This window comes from Variovorax sp. GW821-FHT09B05 (assembly GCF_059418265.1).
Map to the genome: position 1 here is coordinate 599,792 of NZ_JBWKPN010000002.1, position 17,014 is coordinate 616,805.

A 17,014-nucleotide genomic window follows, 5' to 3' on the forward strand; every position below is an offset into this window, starting at 1 on the left:
CGCTGTCGCGGGCTTCGTCCGAAGAGGCCTTCGCCTCGTCATGAAGGGCGAGGCAGCGCGCCGCCTCGCCCGCGCGTCATATCCTGCCCATCAGCACCAGGATGATCACGATCACGAGCACGAGGCCAAGACCGCCGCTGGGACCATAGCCCCAGGTACGGCTGTGTCCCCAGCTCGGCAGCGCGCCGATCAGCAGAAGGATCAGGACGATCAGCAGAATGAACGAGAGCGACATGTTTTCTCCAGGGACGTTGTTATCGAGCCTCGATGCTCGTGACCCCGGGGTGCGCGCAGCGCAAGAGAGCCGCGCCTTCGCCGGTCAGGACTGTCCTACCGTGGGCGTCGGCGCCCGCGCCGGGTGGGCTGCGCCGGTGTAGCCGCCGCGGCGATGGCGAGCACCAGCACGACCACCAGGAAGGCCGTGCCGATGGCACCGAAAACGATCGACATGCCCCAGAGCGAGAAGAAGCTGTCGATGCGCGCGTTGCGCGGATTGCCGGGCGCATGCAGCACCCGCACCGCCTCGCCGACTTCGTAGGAGGGCGGGTTGCTGCTGGTCGAGGATTCGAAATCGATCGTCTCGCCCGCGGCCGTGCGAAAGCGCACGCGCGGCTTCCAGGTGCCGTCGCCGTCGTCGTCCGACTCCACGTGCAGCAGGTCGATCACCTCGCCCTGCGCGTGCACCGCGGACCGGAGGAAGTAGACGGTGTGGGCCGCCACGAGCAGCGCCACCACGAACAGGGTCGCGCCGACGCCGCCGAAGACCTTCTGCAGGGTGCGAAGCTGGGGATTCGCCATGGCCTCGTGCCTCCTTCAGCCGCCGCGGTGCGATGCGCCCGCGGCGAAGTCGCCGAGCAGGCCGCCGAGGCTCGCGAGCAGCAGGCAGAAGGCGAGGAAGCCCACGGTGCGCAGCAGGCCGAGCAGCGCCTGCCGCCAGGGCCGCGTGCGCAGGAAGAACACCGGCACGCCCAGCAACGGGAACACGCCCGCGAACAGCGCGATGCGCCCGCGCGGCACCTGGCCGCGCGCGAGCAGGTCGGCGCGGCACCAGGCGTAGCACAGCGCGGTGATCAGCGGCATGTGCAGCATGTCGACGGCCGAGTACTGCCGGCCCGGCAGCAGCGGCACGAAGGCATCGGCCACGCCGGCGGCGAAGAAGGACAGCGCCAGCGCGCCGAGGATGAGCCGTGGCGCCTTCATCGCGTGCGGTCCCGTGGCCCGGCGCCGGTCGATGGGCTCAGAGCTTGGCGAGCCGGTCGAGCGCGGCGACCAGCGTCTCGTCCTTCTTGGCGAAGCAGAAGCGCACCACGCGCTGGTCGAAGCCGTCGCCGTAGAAGGCCGACAGCGGGATCGCCGCCACGCCGATCTCGCGCGTGAGCCAGAGGCAGAAGTCGGCTTCGGAGAGATCGCTGACCGCCGAGATGTCGACGCACTGGAAGTAGCTGCCTTCGCTGCGCAGCAGCTTGAAGCGGGTCTTGGCGAGGCCGGCGGCGAACAGGTCGCGCTTGCGCTGGTAGAAGGCCGGCAGCTCGAGGTAGGGCGCGGGGTTGGCCATGTAGCGCGCCAGCGCATGCTGCATCGGCGTGTTGACGGTGAACACGTTGAACTGGTGCACCTTGCGGAACTCGGCCATCAGCGGCGCGGGCGCGGCCACGAAGCCGACCTTCCAGCCGGTGACGTGGTAGGTCTTGCCGAAGCTGCTGACGATGAAGCTGCGCGCCGCCAGGCCCGGGAAGCGCGCCACGCTCTCGTGGCGCGCGCCGTCGTAGACCATGTGCTCGTAGACCTCGTCGGCGATCACGAACACCTCGGTGGGCGCGAGCAGCTCCTCGAGCCGGCGCATCTCGGCCTCGGTCCACACGGTGGCGCTCGGGTTGTGCGGCGTGTTGACGATGATCGCGCGCGTGCGCGGGCTCAGCGCGGCCGCGATGCGGTCGAAATCGGGGCGGAAGCTGCCCGGCACCAGCGGCACGCGCACCACGCTGCCGCCCGCGAGCTCGATGTTGGGCACGTAGCTGTCGTAGCAGGGCTCAAGCACGATCACCTCGTCGCCCGCGCGCACCACGGCGAGGATGGCCGTGATGATCGCCTGCGTGGCGCCCGCGGTCACCGTGATCTCGGCCGCGGCGCTGTAGCGGTGGCCGTAGAGCGCCTCGATCTTGGCCGCGATCGCATCGCGCAGCGCGGGGATGCCGGGCATCGGCGGGTACTGGTTGTGGCCCGCGGCCATGGCGGCCGTCACGTCCTCGAGCAGCTGCGGATCGCAGTGGAAATCGGGGAAGCCCTGGCCCAGGTTGACCGCGTTCTTCTCGGCCGCGAGCGCGGACATCACGGTGAAGATGGTGGTGCCGACGGCAGGCAGCTTGGTCGCGATCTCGGGCGTGCGGGGGGAAAGGGCGGTGCTCATGGTGGGATGCGTGGGAGGAAAGTCGGGACGAGCGCGTGAACCTCGGCGGGCGCTCAGAGTTCGTAGTCCTGCTGGTGGCCGCTCAGGGCCTTGGCGATCAGGTTGCGGTCGAGCCGGTCGGACAGCAGCTCGGCGAACTTGAACACGAAGTTGCGCAGGTAGGCGCTGCGCTTGAAGGCCACGCGCGCGATGTTCTGGCCGAACACCTGGCCCATCGGGCGCACCACGAGGTCGGCGTTCGATTCGTCGCGCACCGCCATCTCGGCCACGATGCCCACGCCGAGCCCGAGGCGCACGTAGGTCTTGATCACGTCGGAGTCGATGGCTTCGAGCGCGATGCGCGGCGCGAGCTTCTTCTGCGCGAAGGCATGGTCGATGCGCGTGCGGCCGGTGAACGAGGGGTGGTAGGTGATGATCGGCTCGGAAGCCAGGTCCTCGAGCGAGATGCGCTCCTTGGTGGCCAGTGGATGTTCCTTGGGCAGCACCAGCACGTGCTGCCACTCGTAGCAGGGCAGGGTCACGAGCTCGGTGTAGTCGGCGAGCGATTCGGTCGCGATGCCGATCTCGGCCACCTCGTCGATCACCATGCGTGCCACCTGGTCGGGCGAGCCTTGGTGCAGGCTCACGTTGACCTTGGGATAGGCCTCGCGCAGCTTGGCCACCGGCACGGGCAGCACGTAGCGCGCCTGCGTGTGGGTGGTGGCGATCGACAGCGTGCCGCTGTCCTGTGCGCTGAACTGCTCGCCGATGCGCTTGAGGTTGCCGACCTCGCGCATGATCAGCTCGATGCTCGCGATCACGTGCTGGCCCGGCTCGGTCACGCGCTTGAGGCGCTTGCCGTGGCGCGCGAAGATTTCCACGCCGAGTTCTTCCTCGAGCTCAATGATCGCCTTCGACACCCCGGGCTGGGAGGTGTGCAGCGCCTTGGCGGCCTCGGTCAGGTTCAGGTTGCGCCGCACGGCTTCCTGAACAAACTTGAACTGGTGCAGATTCATATCAAATTCCGTCTTATTGCGGAATTTATTATGCCTTCGGAATCTATGGAAATTGCCTAATGTTCAGATTTCCACCGCAATTCGGGCCAGCAGGTCGATCACCTGCGGCGATTCCCCCACGGTGGGCGCGAGCGTGAAGGCCAGCGCGGGCCATTCAGCGCGCAGCGCGTCGAGCTGGCGCGGGATGTCCTCGCGTGCGTGCTTGCCCATGCCGAGGAACAGCGGCACCACGCGGATCGCGCTGGCGCCTTCGTCGACCAGCGCGGCCGCCGCGGTGCGCAGGTCGGGCTCGGCCAGCTCGAGGTAGGCGCAGCGCACCCGGGCCTCGGGGGACAGCGCGCGCGTTCGCGCAGCCACGGCCTCGATCGGCTCGCGCCAGCGCGGGTCGCGCGAGCCGTGCGCCAGCAGCACGATGCCCTGCACCGTCGGCGTGGCCATCAGCGTCTGAGCACCAGCCAGCTGAAGGCCGCCAGCGACATCACCGAATAGATGAGCCCGGGCGCCGCCGCCGTGATCCAGGGCGACCAGTTGCTCAGGTTGCCGAGGTAGCCGAACACGTTGTTCAGCAGGAAGAAGCTGATGCCGATCATCACGCCGCCGAACACGTAGGTGGTGATGCCGGCCTGGCGGAAGTGCAGGTAGGCGAAGGGCAGGGCGAGCACCACCATCACCAGGCAGGACAGCGGATAGAACACCTTGCGCCAGAACTCGATCTCGTAGCGCTGCGCGGTCTGGCCGTTGGCGTCGAGGTGGCGGATGTAGTCGAACAGGTCGATGGTGCTCATGCGGTCGGGCCGCAGCAGCGCCACCGAGACCATCTCGGCCGTCAGCGAGGTCGGCCAGTTGAGCTCGGCCATCCGGGTGGTGGCGACATGCGCCTTGCCTTCGGCGGCGCGGGTGTCGTAGTCCTGCTGCTCGATCTCCGACAGCACCCAGTAGCCGCGCTCGATGCGCGCCGTGGCGGCGGTCATCTGCTTGCGCAGGTAGCCTTTGTCGTCGAACTCGAAGATGCGCGCGGTCTTGAGCCCGCCGTTGCGCGAGATCGACAGCACGTTGACGGCGTAGGACGCCTTGTCCTGCCGCTCCTTGAGCCAGGCGCCGGTGTTGCCCACGAAGGTGAAGGTGCCCTGGTAGCGCGACTTCACGAGCTGGGCGGCGCGCTCGGCTGCCGGCGCGAGGTAGTCGCCCACCGCGAAGGTCAGCACCACGAAGCCCAGGCCGAGCACCAGCAGCGTGCGCAGCGCGCGCCAGGGGCCGAGGCCGCTGGTGCGCAGGATGGTGTATTCGGAGCTTTGCGCGAGCCGCGCCATCACGAAGATGCAGCCGATCAGCACGGTGATCGGCAGCAGTTCGTAGAGATGGCTCGGCAACAGCAAGGTCACGTAGAGCAGCGCCTGCGCCGGCCCGTAGGCCAGGCTCTCGGGGCGGCCCACGGCCTGCAGCTCGTCGACGAAGTCGAAGAAGAAGAACAGGCTCAGGAAGCCGAGGGTCACGAAGGCCACGGCCTTCAGCGCCTCGATGTAGATCAGGCGGCGGATGGTTCTCATGGCGTGGGCTCCAGCCGGGCGGTGGAGGACGGCGGCGTGGGGCCGGAGGCCCGGCCGCCACGGCTCTTGCGGCGCGCCCAGTTGTTGTTGCGCAGCGTGAGCCACGAGATGGCGAACAGCGCCACGCCGCCGTGCAGCAGCAGCATGAAGCCGCCCATGCCGTAGCGGCCCGAGCTGATCCAGCTCTGGCCCAGGTTCAGCAGGTTGTAATAGATGACGAAGGCGAACAGCGCGAACAGCAGGTTGCCGCTGCGGCCCACGCGCGGATTGACGCTGGAGACGGCCAGGGCCAGCAGCACGAAGTTGATGGCCGCCAGCAGCATGCCCACGCGCCAGGCGAGTTCGCCGCGCGCCGCGGTTGCGTTGAAGTCGCCGAGCAGCGACAGCGTGGTGCGCGCGCGTGGCGGCGTGGCGTCGCTGGTGCCGGCGGCGCTGCCGCCGGCGCGCGTGCCGTAGGTCTCGAACTCGCTGATCTTCAGGGCGCCATTGGGCAGCAGCGGGCGCTCCAGGCGCTGGCCGTTGCTCAGCATCAGGTAGCGCGAGTTGCCGAGCGTCTCGATGCGGCCGCTGCGCGCCGAGGTCGTGATCTGCAGGTTGCGCTCGACCGACCAGATGAAGACGTTGGTGGCGGTGGCGCTGTCGGCGGAGTCCTTGTCGATGAAGAACACCCGCAGCCGGCCGGCCGATTCACGGAATTCGCCGGGCGACACGCGCTCGAGGTCGCCGCGCTGCTCGTACTGCTGGCGCATCCCCATGGTCTGCGAGTTGGCCCAGGGCCAGCCGATCAGCGCCATGGCGGCGATCAGCAGCAGCACCGGCCAGGCGAAGCGGAACAGCGGCTCGACGAAGTCGGACAGCCCGCGGCCGCTGGAGAACCAGATCACCATCTCGCTGTCGCGGTACATGCGCGACAGGGTGCCGACGATGGCGATGAACAGGCTCAGGCTCAGGATGGTCGGCATGTAGCCGAGCACCGTGTAGGCCATGACGAGGAACACTTCGGACGGGTTCACGCTGCCCTTGGAGGCCAGTCCGAGCGTGCGGATGAGCATCATGGTCATCACGATGGTGACCAGGACCACGAGGGTCGCTCCGAAGCTGCGCGACAGCTCCTTGCGTAGGGAAGAATGGAATAACATCGTTCGAGGAAAAAAAGGATTATGGACTTTCAACTCAAGACCCTCACAGTCGCCCGCGCAGCGGCCGAAAAATCCGACGTCCTGATCGTGCTCGTGGGCAGTGCGCCGCTCGCGTCCAAGGACCCCCTCTCCGTCCAGATCGCCGCCGCCCGCAAGGCCGGCGACCTGCCCGACAAGGCCGGCAAGCTGCTGTCCCTGTACCGGCCCGAGGACGTGGCTGCCGCCCGCGTGGTGCTGGCGGCCATCGGCGACGGCAAGCCGGCCTCGGTGCGCAGCGGCGTGATCGCCGCGGTCAACGCCGCCAAGGCCCAGTCGCCCAAGCGCGTGGTGCTGGCCTTCGCCCAGGACGCCGAACCGGCGGCCGTGGCGAGCGCCGTCATCGCGGCCGCCGACGCCAGCTATGTCTACACCGCCACCAAGTCCAAGGCCGAGCCGCGCAGCATCCGCCAGGTGACCGTGGGCGTGGCCGATGCGGCCACGGTCGGCGCGGCCTTCGAGCAGGCGCGTGCCACCGTCGAGGGGATCGAGTTCGCCAAGGAGTGGGGCAACCGCCCCGCCAACCATGCCACGCCGACGATGCTGGCCGAGGCCGCCAAGGGCCTGGGCAAGCTGCCCGGCGTCAAGTGCGAGGTGCTCGGCCCCAAGGAGGTCGACAAGCTCGGCATGGGCGCCTTCGCGGCCGTGGCCCAGGGCTCGGCCGAGCCGCTGCGCTTCATCGTGCTGCGCTACCAGGGCGGTCCCAAGGACCAGGCGCCCGTGGTGCTGGTCGGCAAGGGCATCACTTTCGACACCGGCGGCGTCTCGCTCAAGCCGGCGGCCGAAATGGACGAGATGAAGTTCGACATGTGCGGCGCAGCGAGCGTGCTCGGCACCTTCCGCGCGCTGGCCGGCATCAAGCCCGCGATCAACGTGATCGGCCTGATCCCCTCGTGCGAGAACATGAACGACGGCCGCGCCATCAAGCCCGGCGACGTGGTCACCAGCATGAGCGGCCAGACCATCGAGATCCTCAACACCGATGCCGAAGGCCGGCTGATCCTCTGCGATGCGCTGACCTACGCCAAGCGCTTCGACCCCGCCGCCGTGATCGACATCGCGACGCTCACGGGCGCCTGCGTGGTGGCTCTGGGCGGCGTGCGCAGCGGCCTGTTCTCGAGCGACGACGCGCTGGCCGCGGCGCTCGAGGCCGCTGGCGAAAGCTCGCAGGACCGCTGCTGGCGCCTGCCGCTCGACGACGAGTACGCCGAGGGCCTGAAGACCAACTTCGCCGATGTGGCCAACGTGGCGGGCCGCGCGGGCGGTGCCATCACGGCGGCCAAGTTCCTGCAGCGCTTCACGGCCGACTTCGCCTGGGCGCACCTGGACATCGCGGGCACCGCATGGAAGAGCGGCGCAGCCAAGGGCTCGACCGGCCGACCGGTCGGCCTGCTGGTCTCGTACCTCACGCGCCGCGCGCAGGACGGTGCGACCGGCGCCGGCGAGGGCAAGGCGAAAGCCAAGGCCGAGCGGAAGACGGAGGGCAAGTCCGAGAGCAAGGCGGCGGCCCGCAAGGCGCGTTCGGTGCAGTGACGGACATCGGCTTTCACTACAACGCGCCGGACAAGCTCAGCTACGCCTGCCGGCTCGTGCGCAAGGCCGTCGCCACGCGCGGCATGCGGGTGGTGGTGGTCGGCGAGGCGCAATGGCTCGACGCGATCGACGCCGGCCTCTGGCAACTGGCTCCGACCGAGTTCGTCGCCCATTGCCGCGGCGATGCGCCGGCCCACGTGCTGTCGCGCTCGCCGGTGATCCTGGCCGACGAGGGCGCCGAGTCGGCCGCGCTGCCGCACCGCGAACTGCTGGTCAATCTCGGTGCGCAGGTGCCCGCGGGCTTCGAGCGCTACGAGCGCCTGATCGACATCGTGAGCAACGAGCCCGACGACCGCCAGATCGGCCGCGCGCGCTGGCGCCACTACGCCGACCGCGGCTACACGATCCAGCCGCACGACTTCGCGAGGAGCGCATCCTGATGGCCACCCCGACCCGCACGCCGCCGCGTTTCGTTCCCACGCTCACGACCGTGCTCGACCTGCCCGCCGAGCCGGTCGCGGCGCATTCGCCGTTGGCGGACAACGCCGGGCCGGATGCCGCCGCGCCGGCCATGCCCGACCCGTCCCAGGCCGTCGCACTGCCGCCCGCGGTGCAGCGTTCCGAGGCCGACATCGTGCGGCTCGAGGAGCAGTTGCTGCACCGTGTTCTGCAGCGCGTGGACTTCTCACTCGAGGAGCGTTTGAGCGACACCGTGGCCGCCGCCGTGCAGCAGCAACTCGATGCGATGGTGCCGCGTTTGCGCGGCGAAATCGAAGCCGTTTTGCGTGCGCTGGTGATCGAGGCGATGGCCGCCGAACTCTCGGAAAACCCAGGGTCTACGCCAACTTTCGAGGGGTGAAGCTTCAGCTAAACTGCGCGCCAGGTCGGGTGGGCCAAAGCTGGAGGGTTAGGGTGGCCCGGGTCTGCGGCGCGGAACTTGCGAGGTCAGGAGCGCCCGGATCACACGACCGGTTTCTCAATCTCATCATCCATGTTCTGGAGGTTCTCATGCAATTGAAATGGACTGCGGTCGCTCTGGCTGCACTCACGCTGGTGGCTTGCGGCAAGAAAGAAGAAGCTGCGGCACCCGCTGCTGCCCCGGCGCCCACCGCGGCCGCCCCGGCACCCGCTGCACCTCCCGCCGATGCACTGGTCGTGAAGATCGGCCACGTGGCTCCGACCAGCGGTCCGATTGCCCACCTCGGCAAGGACAACGAGTTCGGCGCCAAGATGGCGATCGAGGAACTGAATGCCAAGGGCCTCAAGATCGGCGACAAGGTCGCCAAGTTCGAACTGGTCGCCGAAGACGACGCAGGCGATCCGAAGCAAGGCACGGCCGTGGCCCAGAAGCTGGTCGACAGCAAGGTCAACGGCGTGGTCGGTCACCTGAACTCTGGCACCACCATCCCCGCCTCGAAGCTCTACAGCGACGCCGGCATCCCCCAGATCTCGCCTTCGGCAACGAACCCCAAGTACACCCGCCAGGGCTTCAAGACCACCTTCCGCGTGGTGGCTGACGACACGCAACTCGGCGGCACGCTGGGCAAGTACGCGGTCGAAACGCTCAAGGGCAAGAACATCGCCGTGATCGACGACCGCACGGCCTACGGCCAGGGCGTCGCCGAAGAATTCGAGAAGTCGGCCAAGGCCGCCGGCGCCACCATCGTGGGCCACGAATTCACCACCGACAAGTCGACCGACTTCAACGCCATCCTGACCAAGCTCAAGGCCGCCAAGCCCGACGTGCTGTTCTTCGGCGGCATGGACGCCGTCGGCGGCCCGATGCTCAAGCAGGTCAAGCAGCTCGGCCTGAACGTCAAGTTCATGGGCGGCGACGGCCTGTGCACCGGCGAACTGCCGAAGCTCGCTGGCGATGCCATCGGCGAAGACATGGTGGTGTGCGCCGAAGCCGGCGGCGTGGACGGCGACTTCAAGCAGCCGCTGGAAGACTTCAAGGCCAAGTTCAAGACCAAGAACGGCGTCGACGTCCAGATCTACGCACCGTACGTCTACGACGCGGTCAACGTGCTGGCCGAAGCGATGGTCAAGGCCGGTTCGGCCGATCCCGAGAAGTACCTGCCCGAAGTGGGCAAGATCCAGTACAAGGGCGTGACCGGCCCGATCGCCTTCGACGAAAAGGGCGACATCAAGGGCGGCGCCCTGACGCTCTACACCTACAAGGGTGGCCAGCGTACGCAGATCGCCGTGGTGCGCTGATCGGCTTCGATCCGCGTTCCCAACGAGAAAGGGCCTTCGGGCCCTTTTTTCATGGGCGCTCGAAACGGCGGGGGAGAAGGAAGAGGAGGGCGCCTGCTGCTCAGAGCGGCGCGAGTCCCGAGGGGCGGTCGGTGTTGCAGTACTCGATGAAGGCGTCGAGGTCGCGCGACTTGTCGAACACCGCGTCCGCGCCGAGCGTCTCGCAGCGCGCGCGGATGTCGGCCGTCACGTAGTTGCTCAGCACCACCGCGCGCTGGCCGGGAAGGCGTTCCTTGCAGCCCGCGAGCACGCCCAGGCCCGAGCCTTCCTTGAGGAACAGGTCGACGATCAGCAACTGCCACTCGGCCGGATGGGCGCGCAGCCACGCCAGCGCTTCGGATTCGGTTTCGGCAAAGCCAACGACTTGGGCATTCACCAGGTCCTCGAGTGCCGGAACCAGGTTGTCCCTGATGGTCTTGTTGTCCTCGACGAGGAACGTGATGAGGGCCATGCCACGGATAGGGTGTGAGAACCAATAGCGTAGCGTGCCGCGCGCGCTTGCTGCGTAGGAGAAAGGAGACGGAGAAACGCGGCGTGTCCCTATTTCATACGATGTCCGCCGCGCTCCGCCGCCGGCGCGCGGGTCGCGTCAGTCGTTCGCGCGCTTGCCCGTGCCGGGCTCGGTCGCGGTGGCCTGCCGGGCCTCGAGCTTCTTCACACGGGCCGCGCTTTCGTCGCGCTGGGCCGTGGCCTCGATGCGCTTCTCGATCTCCTCGCTGAGCGCCGCGTTGACCTCGGCGAGCTGCTCGGCCGATTGCGCGAGCTTTTCCTCGAGTTGGCTCGTGTGCGCGATGGCCAGTGCCACCTCGCCCACCTGCACCTCCTCGGGCAGCTCCTGCTCGAGCACCGTGTTGACCACCGCGAGGTTGTCGGAGGCCTTCTGCACGTCGGCGGCGACGCGCTCGGTTTTTTCGAGCGTGCGGTCGAGCGACGTGCTGCCGTGCGGCTTGGTGCTGGGATGTCCTGCCATGCGGCGCCTCCTGGGGAACTGAAAACCTGGGGATCGTACCGCCAGACGGGTCGGGGAGGGCGGTGTGAGGTCTGCGCGGGCGGTGGGCTCAGCCCGGCGCATCGGTGAAGACAAGGGACGCGCAAGCAACAGGCGCCCACAAAAAAGCCCAAGTGCCAATGGCAACTCGGGCTTTCTGCATGTTCGCGAACGGTTGCGAACAAAGACTCTCTGGCGGAGCAGGCGTCCCCCTTCTTCCAGTTCCCCTAAGTTCTCCTAAGTTCCATTTTGGTCGATTTTCAGAGGGGAAATGGGCTATTGATAGTTCGCCTGTGTTCCATCGAGTTCTTTACAATCCCCAATCCATTGATGGGTAAGATGTTGGGCAAGGAGAATTCGGATGCCGAGAAAAGCTGCAGAACGTACAGCCCTCGAGGTGGCTCGCCTGAAGGCCCCCGGTGTCCACGCGGTGGGTGGGGTCGCCGGTTTGTATCTCCAGGTTGTCGAGTCTGGGGCTCGAACTTGGCTGCTGCGGGCAACCATGGGCGGCAAGCGCCGCGACATGGGGCTCGGGGGCTATCCCGATGTCACGCTTGCCCAGGCCCGGGAGAAGGCCCGTGCAGCGCGCAACCGGGTGGAGCAGGGGGTAGACCCCATCGAGGAGCGCCGACAGGCCCGGAGCGCGCTGGCGGCGGCCCGTGCGGCCACCAGAACCTTTGAGGACTGCGTTACCGGGTTCATGAAGGCCAAGGAATCGGAGTGGCGCAACCCGAAGCACCGCCAGCAGTGGCAAAACACCCTCGATACCTACGCCGGCCCGGTGATGGGCTCGCTGCTGGTCGGCGACATCGAGCTGGCGCACGTCCTCAAGGTGCTCGAGCCGATCTGGAGGGACAAGACCGAGACGGCCACGCGCGTGCGCGGTCGCATCGAACAGGTGCTCGACTGGGCAACCGTTCGCGGCTACCGCAAGGGCGACAACCCGGCCCGATGGAAAGGTCACCTCGACCAGCTCCTGGCCAAGCCGCGGAGGATCACGCAGGTAGAGCACCATGCCGCGGTCCCCGTTGAGGGCGTGGGCGCGTTCCTGGCGGATCTGCGGGCCATGGAGGGTATGGGAGCCCGGGCGCTGGAGTTCGCCATCCTGACGGCCGCGCGATCGGGCGAGGTGCGCGGGGCCCTGTGGTCCGAATTCGACCTCGACGCCAAGCTCTGGACCGTGCCGTCCGAGCGCATGAAGGGCAAGGTAGAACATCGGGTGCCACTGTCGACGCAGGCCATCGAGCTCCTGCAGTCGCTGCCGCGCTTCGAGAAGGTCGAGGTCGTGTTTCCGGGCGTGAAGGGCCAGGTGCTCAGCGACATGACGCTCTCGGCCGTGATGCGTCGCATGAAGGTCGACGCGGTGCCACATGGCTTCCGCAGCACGTTCCGCGACTGGGCGGCTGAGCGGACCAACTTCCCCCACGACTTGGCCGAAATGGCTCTGGCGCACGTCATCGAGTCGAAGGTCGAGGCAGCCTATCGGCGGGGCGACATGCTCGCGAAGCGCCTCAAGATGATGCAGGCGTGGGCCGACTTCTGCGGGACCATCCCCAAGGCCGGCAACGTGGTGCCGATCAAGGCTGCCTGAGGCTCCTTCCGCCTGAGGAGACTTCCCCAAAACTGGGGACATCCTCAGATTGAGGGAGTCCGTCCCCCAATGGGGGATGGGCGGAAAACTCCGCCGATGTGTTCCACGCGAAACAGGCAGGGGACTCAAAATCCCCCGCAGTCGGCCGTCCGGGACGGGGCTCGAATACCTTGCTCAAGGTGTCGAACGGGGGATTTGAACCCCCGTCCTCCGCTTTCAATATACGGCTACAAAAATAGTTGATCAACGTCAAATAAAGAGCTACATTTATTCCATGACGTCAACCGATCTTTCCGCCAAGAAACGGCCGGGCCGCCCACGGGTTGAGCCTGGCCAAGAAACTCAACCAATCAACATCCGCTTAACTGCGGCGCAGAGGGAGAAGCTCGCAAAGCTGGGCGGTCCGCCCTGGGTGCGAGAGAAGATCGACAAGGCAAAGCTGCCGAAGGAGTGACCGCCGCGCCTCATGGCGCAACTTCCGCCAGTGGTGGAGGTTGATCTGAGGCACAAAAGCGAGCAGCCAAGGTGCTACCAACACCCTGACCGCTCTATCCACAACGTGCACCTGTGAGAGGAAACGCACATCATGGCTAGGCATATTTTCGGGCATAAGAAGCCAAATCGCGCGGAGATCCAGCGGCAGTACCGAGTTGCGTTTGGGCGGTCGACTGGGGTTGGTTCGCACGCGACCGGGAAACCGTTCTTGATCGGCGTGGACATGGTTGCCCCATACGGGGTCTATTTGAACGGCAAGTGTGTTGCCGACTACGGCCATGATCAGGATTCAGCCGAACAGCATTACCGTGCCGTGGTCGATATCCATCGGGCAGCCATGGGCCTCACGTCCCGCTACTCTGCTGCCGCAATGGGGCGAACGATGAGTCAGGGGGCGCGTCATGACTGAGCGGTGCGAGGTTTACGACCCCTATTTGCTAGAGACAAAGCTCACTCAACTGAAGACCCTTCTTAATGGTTGCTTCGGCTTTGGTGCGGAGTGGTTCGAGGAAATGGGCCCCGAAAGTCGAGAAAGAATCATGTGGCTGGCCGCCGATCTTGCAAAAGAGGCATGTCGTTTGCACCAGCAGGCGATGCAGATGGATCGGCGATGAATAGTTCTTCAGGGAGGCGTGTGCATGTAGTGCTGCCTCCAGGCACTGAAAAATCAATTCTCTCCGCGGAGGCCGGCGACGGGCCGGCGGCCGCGATGCTGTACGGCCGCGCAGCATCGATCATCGCTGCCGGACACGCCGTGCCGGAGCCATTGGCTGCGTTCGTTGCCGCTCGTCTAGAGTCGATCTCGATGGCGCTCTTTGCTGCGGATCGAAAGGACTATCGAGCGGCGGTCTTCAAAGCTGTTGTGCCGAATTCCTCGCCCGGCAGGAGGCCCAATTCTGTCGCGGAAAACGCACGTCTGGAAATGGCAGCGGTCGAGGTTGTTAGTGCAACCGAGGGGAGCGTCACGGCCGTCGTCGAGCGCGTCGCCGCGCGGCTGAACGTCAGCACAAAGACGATTGAGGCTGCTGCGACTCGCGTACGCAAGCGATTTCCCGTGCCGAAGTAAATCCGACGAATTGTTTAGGTTCAAGAGATAGCGCCGATCTGAAAAAGTCCTCTCCTGACCGGGTCAGACCCCCGGAGTTCACAGGAGAAGGACATGGAACCCAAACCATCGCGTAGCGTGCGCCCGGCCCAGGCGCAGCAATTCCTCGGCATCGGAAAGACCGCCTTCTGGCGCTGGGTGAAGGAGCGCCCGGACTTCCCGCGCCCGATCAAGCTCGGGCGTTCCGTGACCGTGTTCAAGCTCGATGAGCTCGTCGCCTGGCGCGACAAGCAGGCAGAGGTGTCGCAGTGAGCATCGACGCCAAGGCCTTCGCCACGCTTCAGGCACGCGCCGCGCTCGCCGGCCTGACCTGCACCCACACCGCGGCCGGAAACATCGTCCTAAGCCGCTGCGCCGGGGCTTGGCTGTTCGACAGCACGGCGGAGGCCGATCACTGGCTGAGCCTGGCGCTCGGAGAAGTGCCGCAGGAGCACGCTGAGTGAGCAACGCCGTCACGACCCTCTGCAAGCCGCTTCGGGTCACGCCGGCGCAGAAGGCCGTCGTGATGTGCTTGGCGGACTACGCCGACGACACCGGCTTGGCGTGGCCCTCCGTGCCCAAGATCGGCGACTGGACCTGCCTGCAGCGCACGGCAGTGATCGAAGCGCTGAAGGCTCTCGAGGGCCTGGGGCTCGTGAGCATCGATCGACGCTCGGGCGTGAACAACCGCTGCCGCATCAATGTGGAAAAGGTTGTGGAGAACGTCGAGTCTTATCCACAGAAACAGAAGAACCACTCCGCCGCGCGGACCAGTCCGGCAAACGGACCAGTCCGCGAGACGGGCGAGGACCAGTCCGGCAAACGGACCCCACCCGTCCGGGAGACGGACCAGACCCGTCCGGCAAACGGACCCAAACCATCAGTAACCACCATAGAACCACCAATGACCCACCAGAGCTCGCGCAAGCGCGAGGCCGCACCTTGCCCCGAAGATGTTCCTCAGAGCCTCATGGACGACTACATGAAGGTTCGCGAGGCGAAGAAAGCAGGCCCACTTACCGACACGGCATTGGGCGGCCTGCGCCGCGAGGCCAGCAAAGCGGGGATCACGCTGGCCGGTGCCATCACCGCCTGCTGCGAGTTCGGCTGGCAGGGCTTCAACGCCGACTGGTACGCGCAACGCAGACCGCAGAAGGCCGCCAGCAGCATCGCAGCGAGCGATCCGGACTCCCGTTCATCGATTGAGGCCGAGGGCGTGCGCCTGGGGCTCGGGGCTTGGACTCAGACCGAGCAGTGGGGGGTCTACAAGGCCCGAGTCCGCGAGATGCAACGCACCCATTCCACCTCAACCACGTAGGCAAATCTGACATGACCTTCATCAAAGACACCAACCCCGAAGAGCTCACTGAGCTCGTGACCGAGTTCAAGACCGCGTCGATGCTGCTCATGCAGCGCATGCTCGGCAGCGTGCCCAAAGAGACCCCGCTACTGCTGGCCGCGCTGACAGCGAAAGGCTGGCGCCTGTGCCTCGAGATGTCGGCGGACAGCGCCGGAAACTGGGCAGTCACGATGACGATGGTCTCTCAGTCCGGCGAGCGCAAGCCCGTGGCCGAAATCGCAAAGGGTGACAAGCTGCACTAGTTCGTGTACCATCGCGCCTGAACCGCGCGAGGTGGATGATTAGAGACTTAAGTGTCTCTGTGTGAGGCAGTCAGCCACTGAGCGAATTTCGGTTTCCCTTCTTTCAAGCGTGGGGCCAGCGTGAGGCTGGTGTACAGCGAGTGCAGGCAGGTGCGAGATAGACCGGCAATCGGCCGGATGTTCAATCGCGCCTCCCAAACCTAAACAGGTGGCGCACAAAGAAGGAAATTCCAAATGGACGATCAAGAAATCGCAAGCCAAGTGGCTGGCGAAATCAAGCGCATCGGCACCGAGGTCAAGCAGACCGTCGGCGAACTGAAGAATCGCCTGACCGAGCTCGAGCAGAAGGCTGTGCGCGCCCCGGGCGGCAACGCGGGCGAGCACGAACTGGGTCTCAAGGTGGCAGACATCGTCGCTGACCCCGCTTTCGACAAGTTCCGCGCGAAGGCGACCCGCGACACCGATCGCTTCGATCTCGGCATGTCGATCAAGGCGCTGGTCAACGCGGGCAACCTCAACAGCAACAACACCACCGTTCCCACCTACGCGGACCGCGAGAACGGATTTCACGGCTTCGTGCTGCCGCAGTTGACGCTGCTCGACGTGCTGCCCGTGTTGCCCGTGTCGTCCAACAAGTTCGAGTTCATGCAGCTCAACTTCACCGGCGACGCTGCCACGCAGCTCGAAGAGGGCGACGAGAAGGCTGAGATGAACTTCGAGGGCGAACTGGTCGAGGGCAAGGTCGAGACCATCGCTGTTCACACCACCGCCTCGCTGCAGGTGCTGGACGATGTCGAGGGCCTGAACGATCAGCTCGAGACCATCATGCGCTACAAGGTACGTGCTGCCGTCGAGCGCCAGCTGATGATGGGCAGCGGCATCGGCAACCGCATGCATGGCATCTACACGCAGGCCCCGTTGATCTCCACTGCCGCTCCGAATCCGGCCGAGCGGATCGGCGAGGCAGCCTCCGAAATGGACACCGCGGGCTACAAGACGAACGTGATCATCGTGAACCCGCGCGACTGGTTCTCGATCATCACGACCAAGGACAGCCAGGGCAACTACATCTACGGCAATCCCCAGTCGCCGGCGCAGCCGACGCTCTGGAACAAGCCGGTGATCCCGTTCCCCAACATTCCGCAAGGCACGGCGCTGGTGGGCAACACCCTGCAGGTTCGCATGCGTGACCGTCAGCAGCCCACGGTGTACATGACGCGCGACCACAAGGACTACGCGACCCGAAACCTGGTGCTGATCCTCGTGGAAGCGCGGGCTGGCGTTGCGCTGTACGACCGCCTCGCCTTCCGCAAGGTGAACCTGTCGGCCCAATCGGACTGA

Annotated in this window: 21 protein-coding genes; 11 read left to right on the plus strand and 10 right to left on the minus strand. The window is 66.2% G+C overall.

Translation table 11 applies throughout. The annotated features are described in order from the left end of the window. Positions 1-76: 76 nt before the first annotated feature. The 8 genes from AC07RM_RS07735 to lptF all read right to left on the minus strand — a co-directional run bounded on the left by AC07RM_RS07735 (position 77) and on the right by lptF (position 6,088). Positions 77-235 carry a DUF3309 family protein gene (locus AC07RM_RS07735; protein WP_082321553.1) on the minus strand — a complete coding sequence of 53 codons (159 nt, stop codon included), beginning with the start codon at positions 233-235 and terminating at the stop codon, positions 77-79. Positions 236-330: 95 nt separating this feature from the next. Further along, positions 331-798, minus strand: a complete 468-nt coding sequence (locus tag AC07RM_RS07740; protein ID WP_495334086.1) for a DUF3592 domain-containing protein — start codon at positions 796-798, stop codon at positions 331-333. Positions 799-813: 15 nt separating this feature from the next. Continuing rightward, positions 814-1,200, minus strand: a complete 387-nt coding sequence (locus tag AC07RM_RS07745; RefSeq protein WP_208507897.1) for a rard protein — start codon at positions 1,198-1,200, stop codon at positions 814-816. 37 nt (positions 1,201-1,237) lie between these two features. Continuing rightward, a complete protein-coding gene (locus AC07RM_RS07750; RefSeq protein WP_495334087.1) occupies positions 1,238-2,407 on the minus strand; it encodes a pyridoxal phosphate-dependent aminotransferase in 1,170 nt (389 codons plus the stop codon). A gap of 53 nt (positions 2,408-2,460) precedes the next feature. Further along, positions 2,461-3,402 carry a CysB family HTH-type transcriptional regulator gene (locus AC07RM_RS07755; protein WP_093341723.1) on the minus strand — a complete coding sequence of 314 codons (942 nt, stop codon included), beginning with the start codon at positions 3,400-3,402 and terminating at the stop codon, positions 2,461-2,463. Between the two features lie 63 nt (positions 3,403-3,465). Beyond that, positions 3,466-3,840 carry a sirohydrochlorin chelatase gene (locus AC07RM_RS07760; RefSeq protein ID WP_093341725.1) on the minus strand — a complete coding sequence of 125 codons (375 nt, stop codon included), beginning with the start codon at positions 3,838-3,840 and terminating at the stop codon, positions 3,466-3,468. Beyond that, a complete protein-coding gene (gene lptG, locus AC07RM_RS07765) occupies positions 3,840-4,949 on the minus strand; it encodes an LPS export ABC transporter permease LptG (RefSeq protein ID WP_093341727.1) in 1,110 nt (369 codons plus the stop codon). The genes AC07RM_RS07760 and lptG overlap by 1 nt, the downstream gene beginning before the upstream one ends. After that, entirely contained in the window at positions 4,946-6,088 is a 1,143-nt protein-coding gene (lptF, locus tag AC07RM_RS07770) for an LPS export ABC transporter permease LptF (protein ID WP_495334088.1), read from the minus strand. The genes lptG and lptF overlap by 4 nt, the downstream gene beginning before the upstream one ends. Positions 6,089-6,109: 21 nt before the next feature. Here lptF and AC07RM_RS07775 point away from each other — a divergent pair, with 21 nt between their 5' ends. The 4 genes from AC07RM_RS07775 (at position 6,110) to AC07RM_RS07790 (ending at position 9,874) form a co-directional block, all read left to right on the plus strand. Next, positions 6,110-7,657: a leucyl aminopeptidase gene (locus AC07RM_RS07775; RefSeq protein ID WP_495334089.1), complete on the plus strand. Its 1,548-nt coding sequence runs from the start codon at positions 6,110-6,112 to the stop codon at positions 7,655-7,657. After that, the gene (locus AC07RM_RS07780) at positions 7,654-8,097 is read left to right on the plus strand and encodes a DNA polymerase III subunit chi (RefSeq protein ID WP_093341733.1); all 444 of its coding nucleotides are present in this window, start codon (positions 7,654-7,656) and stop codon (positions 8,095-8,097) included. Before AC07RM_RS07775 ends, AC07RM_RS07780 begins: the two co-directional genes overlap by 4 nt. Next, positions 8,097-8,516, plus strand: a complete 420-nt coding sequence (locus AC07RM_RS07785) for a hypothetical protein (protein ID WP_495321523.1) — start codon at positions 8,097-8,099, stop codon at positions 8,514-8,516. Before AC07RM_RS07780 ends, AC07RM_RS07785 begins: the two co-directional genes overlap by 1 nt. Positions 8,517-8,665: 149 nt before the next feature. Further along, on the plus strand, positions 8,666-9,874 hold the full coding sequence (locus AC07RM_RS07790) for a branched-chain amino acid ABC transporter substrate-binding protein (protein ID WP_093341737.1): 1,209 nt from the start codon (positions 8,666-8,668) through the stop codon (positions 9,872-9,874). Positions 9,875-9,974: 100 nt separating this feature from the next. Here AC07RM_RS07790 and AC07RM_RS07795 read toward each other — a convergent pair whose 3' ends face one another. Then, entirely contained in the window at positions 9,975-10,364 is a 390-nt protein-coding gene (locus AC07RM_RS07795; protein ID WP_093341739.1) for a response regulator, read from the minus strand. A 138-nt stretch (positions 10,365-10,502) separates the two neighbouring features. Further along, positions 10,503-10,883 (minus strand): hypothetical protein, encoded by a 381-nt coding sequence (locus AC07RM_RS07800; RefSeq protein WP_495334090.1) that lies wholly within the window; start codon positions 10,881-10,883, stop codon positions 10,503-10,505. A 415-nt stretch (positions 10,884-11,298) separates the two neighbouring features. Between AC07RM_RS07800 and AC07RM_RS07805 the strand changes: the two genes are divergently transcribed. The 7 genes from AC07RM_RS07805 to AC07RM_RS07835 all read left to right on the plus strand — a co-directional run bounded on the left by AC07RM_RS07805 (position 11,299) and on the right by AC07RM_RS07835 (position 17,014). Further along, positions 11,299-12,492 carry a tyrosine-type recombinase/integrase gene (locus AC07RM_RS07805; protein WP_495334091.1) on the plus strand — a complete coding sequence of 398 codons (1,194 nt, stop codon included), beginning with the start codon at positions 11,299-11,301 and terminating at the stop codon, positions 12,490-12,492. Between the two features lie 1,105 nt (positions 12,493-13,597). Next, positions 13,598-14,053: a hypothetical protein gene (locus tag AC07RM_RS07810; protein ID WP_495334092.1), complete on the plus strand. Its 456-nt coding sequence runs from the start codon at positions 13,598-13,600 to the stop codon at positions 14,051-14,053. 93 nt (positions 14,054-14,146) lie between these two features. Next, positions 14,147-14,344, plus strand: a complete 198-nt coding sequence (locus AC07RM_RS07815; RefSeq protein WP_495334093.1) for a helix-turn-helix transcriptional regulator — start codon at positions 14,147-14,149, stop codon at positions 14,342-14,344. Further along, a complete protein-coding gene (locus AC07RM_RS07820) occupies positions 14,341-14,535 on the plus strand; it encodes a hypothetical protein (protein ID WP_495334094.1) in 195 nt (64 codons plus the stop codon). The genes AC07RM_RS07815 and AC07RM_RS07820 overlap by 4 nt, the downstream gene beginning before the upstream one ends. Then, positions 14,532-15,389, plus strand: coding sequence for a helix-turn-helix domain-containing protein (locus AC07RM_RS07825; protein WP_495334095.1), 858 nt, complete (start codon positions 14,532-14,534; stop codon positions 15,387-15,389). Before AC07RM_RS07820 ends, AC07RM_RS07825 begins: the two co-directional genes overlap by 4 nt. Before the next feature lie 11 nt (positions 15,390-15,400). Next, entirely contained in the window at positions 15,401-15,673 is a 273-nt protein-coding gene (locus AC07RM_RS07830; RefSeq protein ID WP_495334096.1) for a hypothetical protein, read from the plus strand. A 234-nt stretch (positions 15,674-15,907) separates the two neighbouring features. Continuing rightward, positions 15,908-17,014 carry a phage major capsid protein gene (locus AC07RM_RS07835; protein WP_495334097.1) on the plus strand — a complete coding sequence of 369 codons (1,107 nt, stop codon included), beginning with the start codon at positions 15,908-15,910 and terminating at the stop codon, positions 17,012-17,014.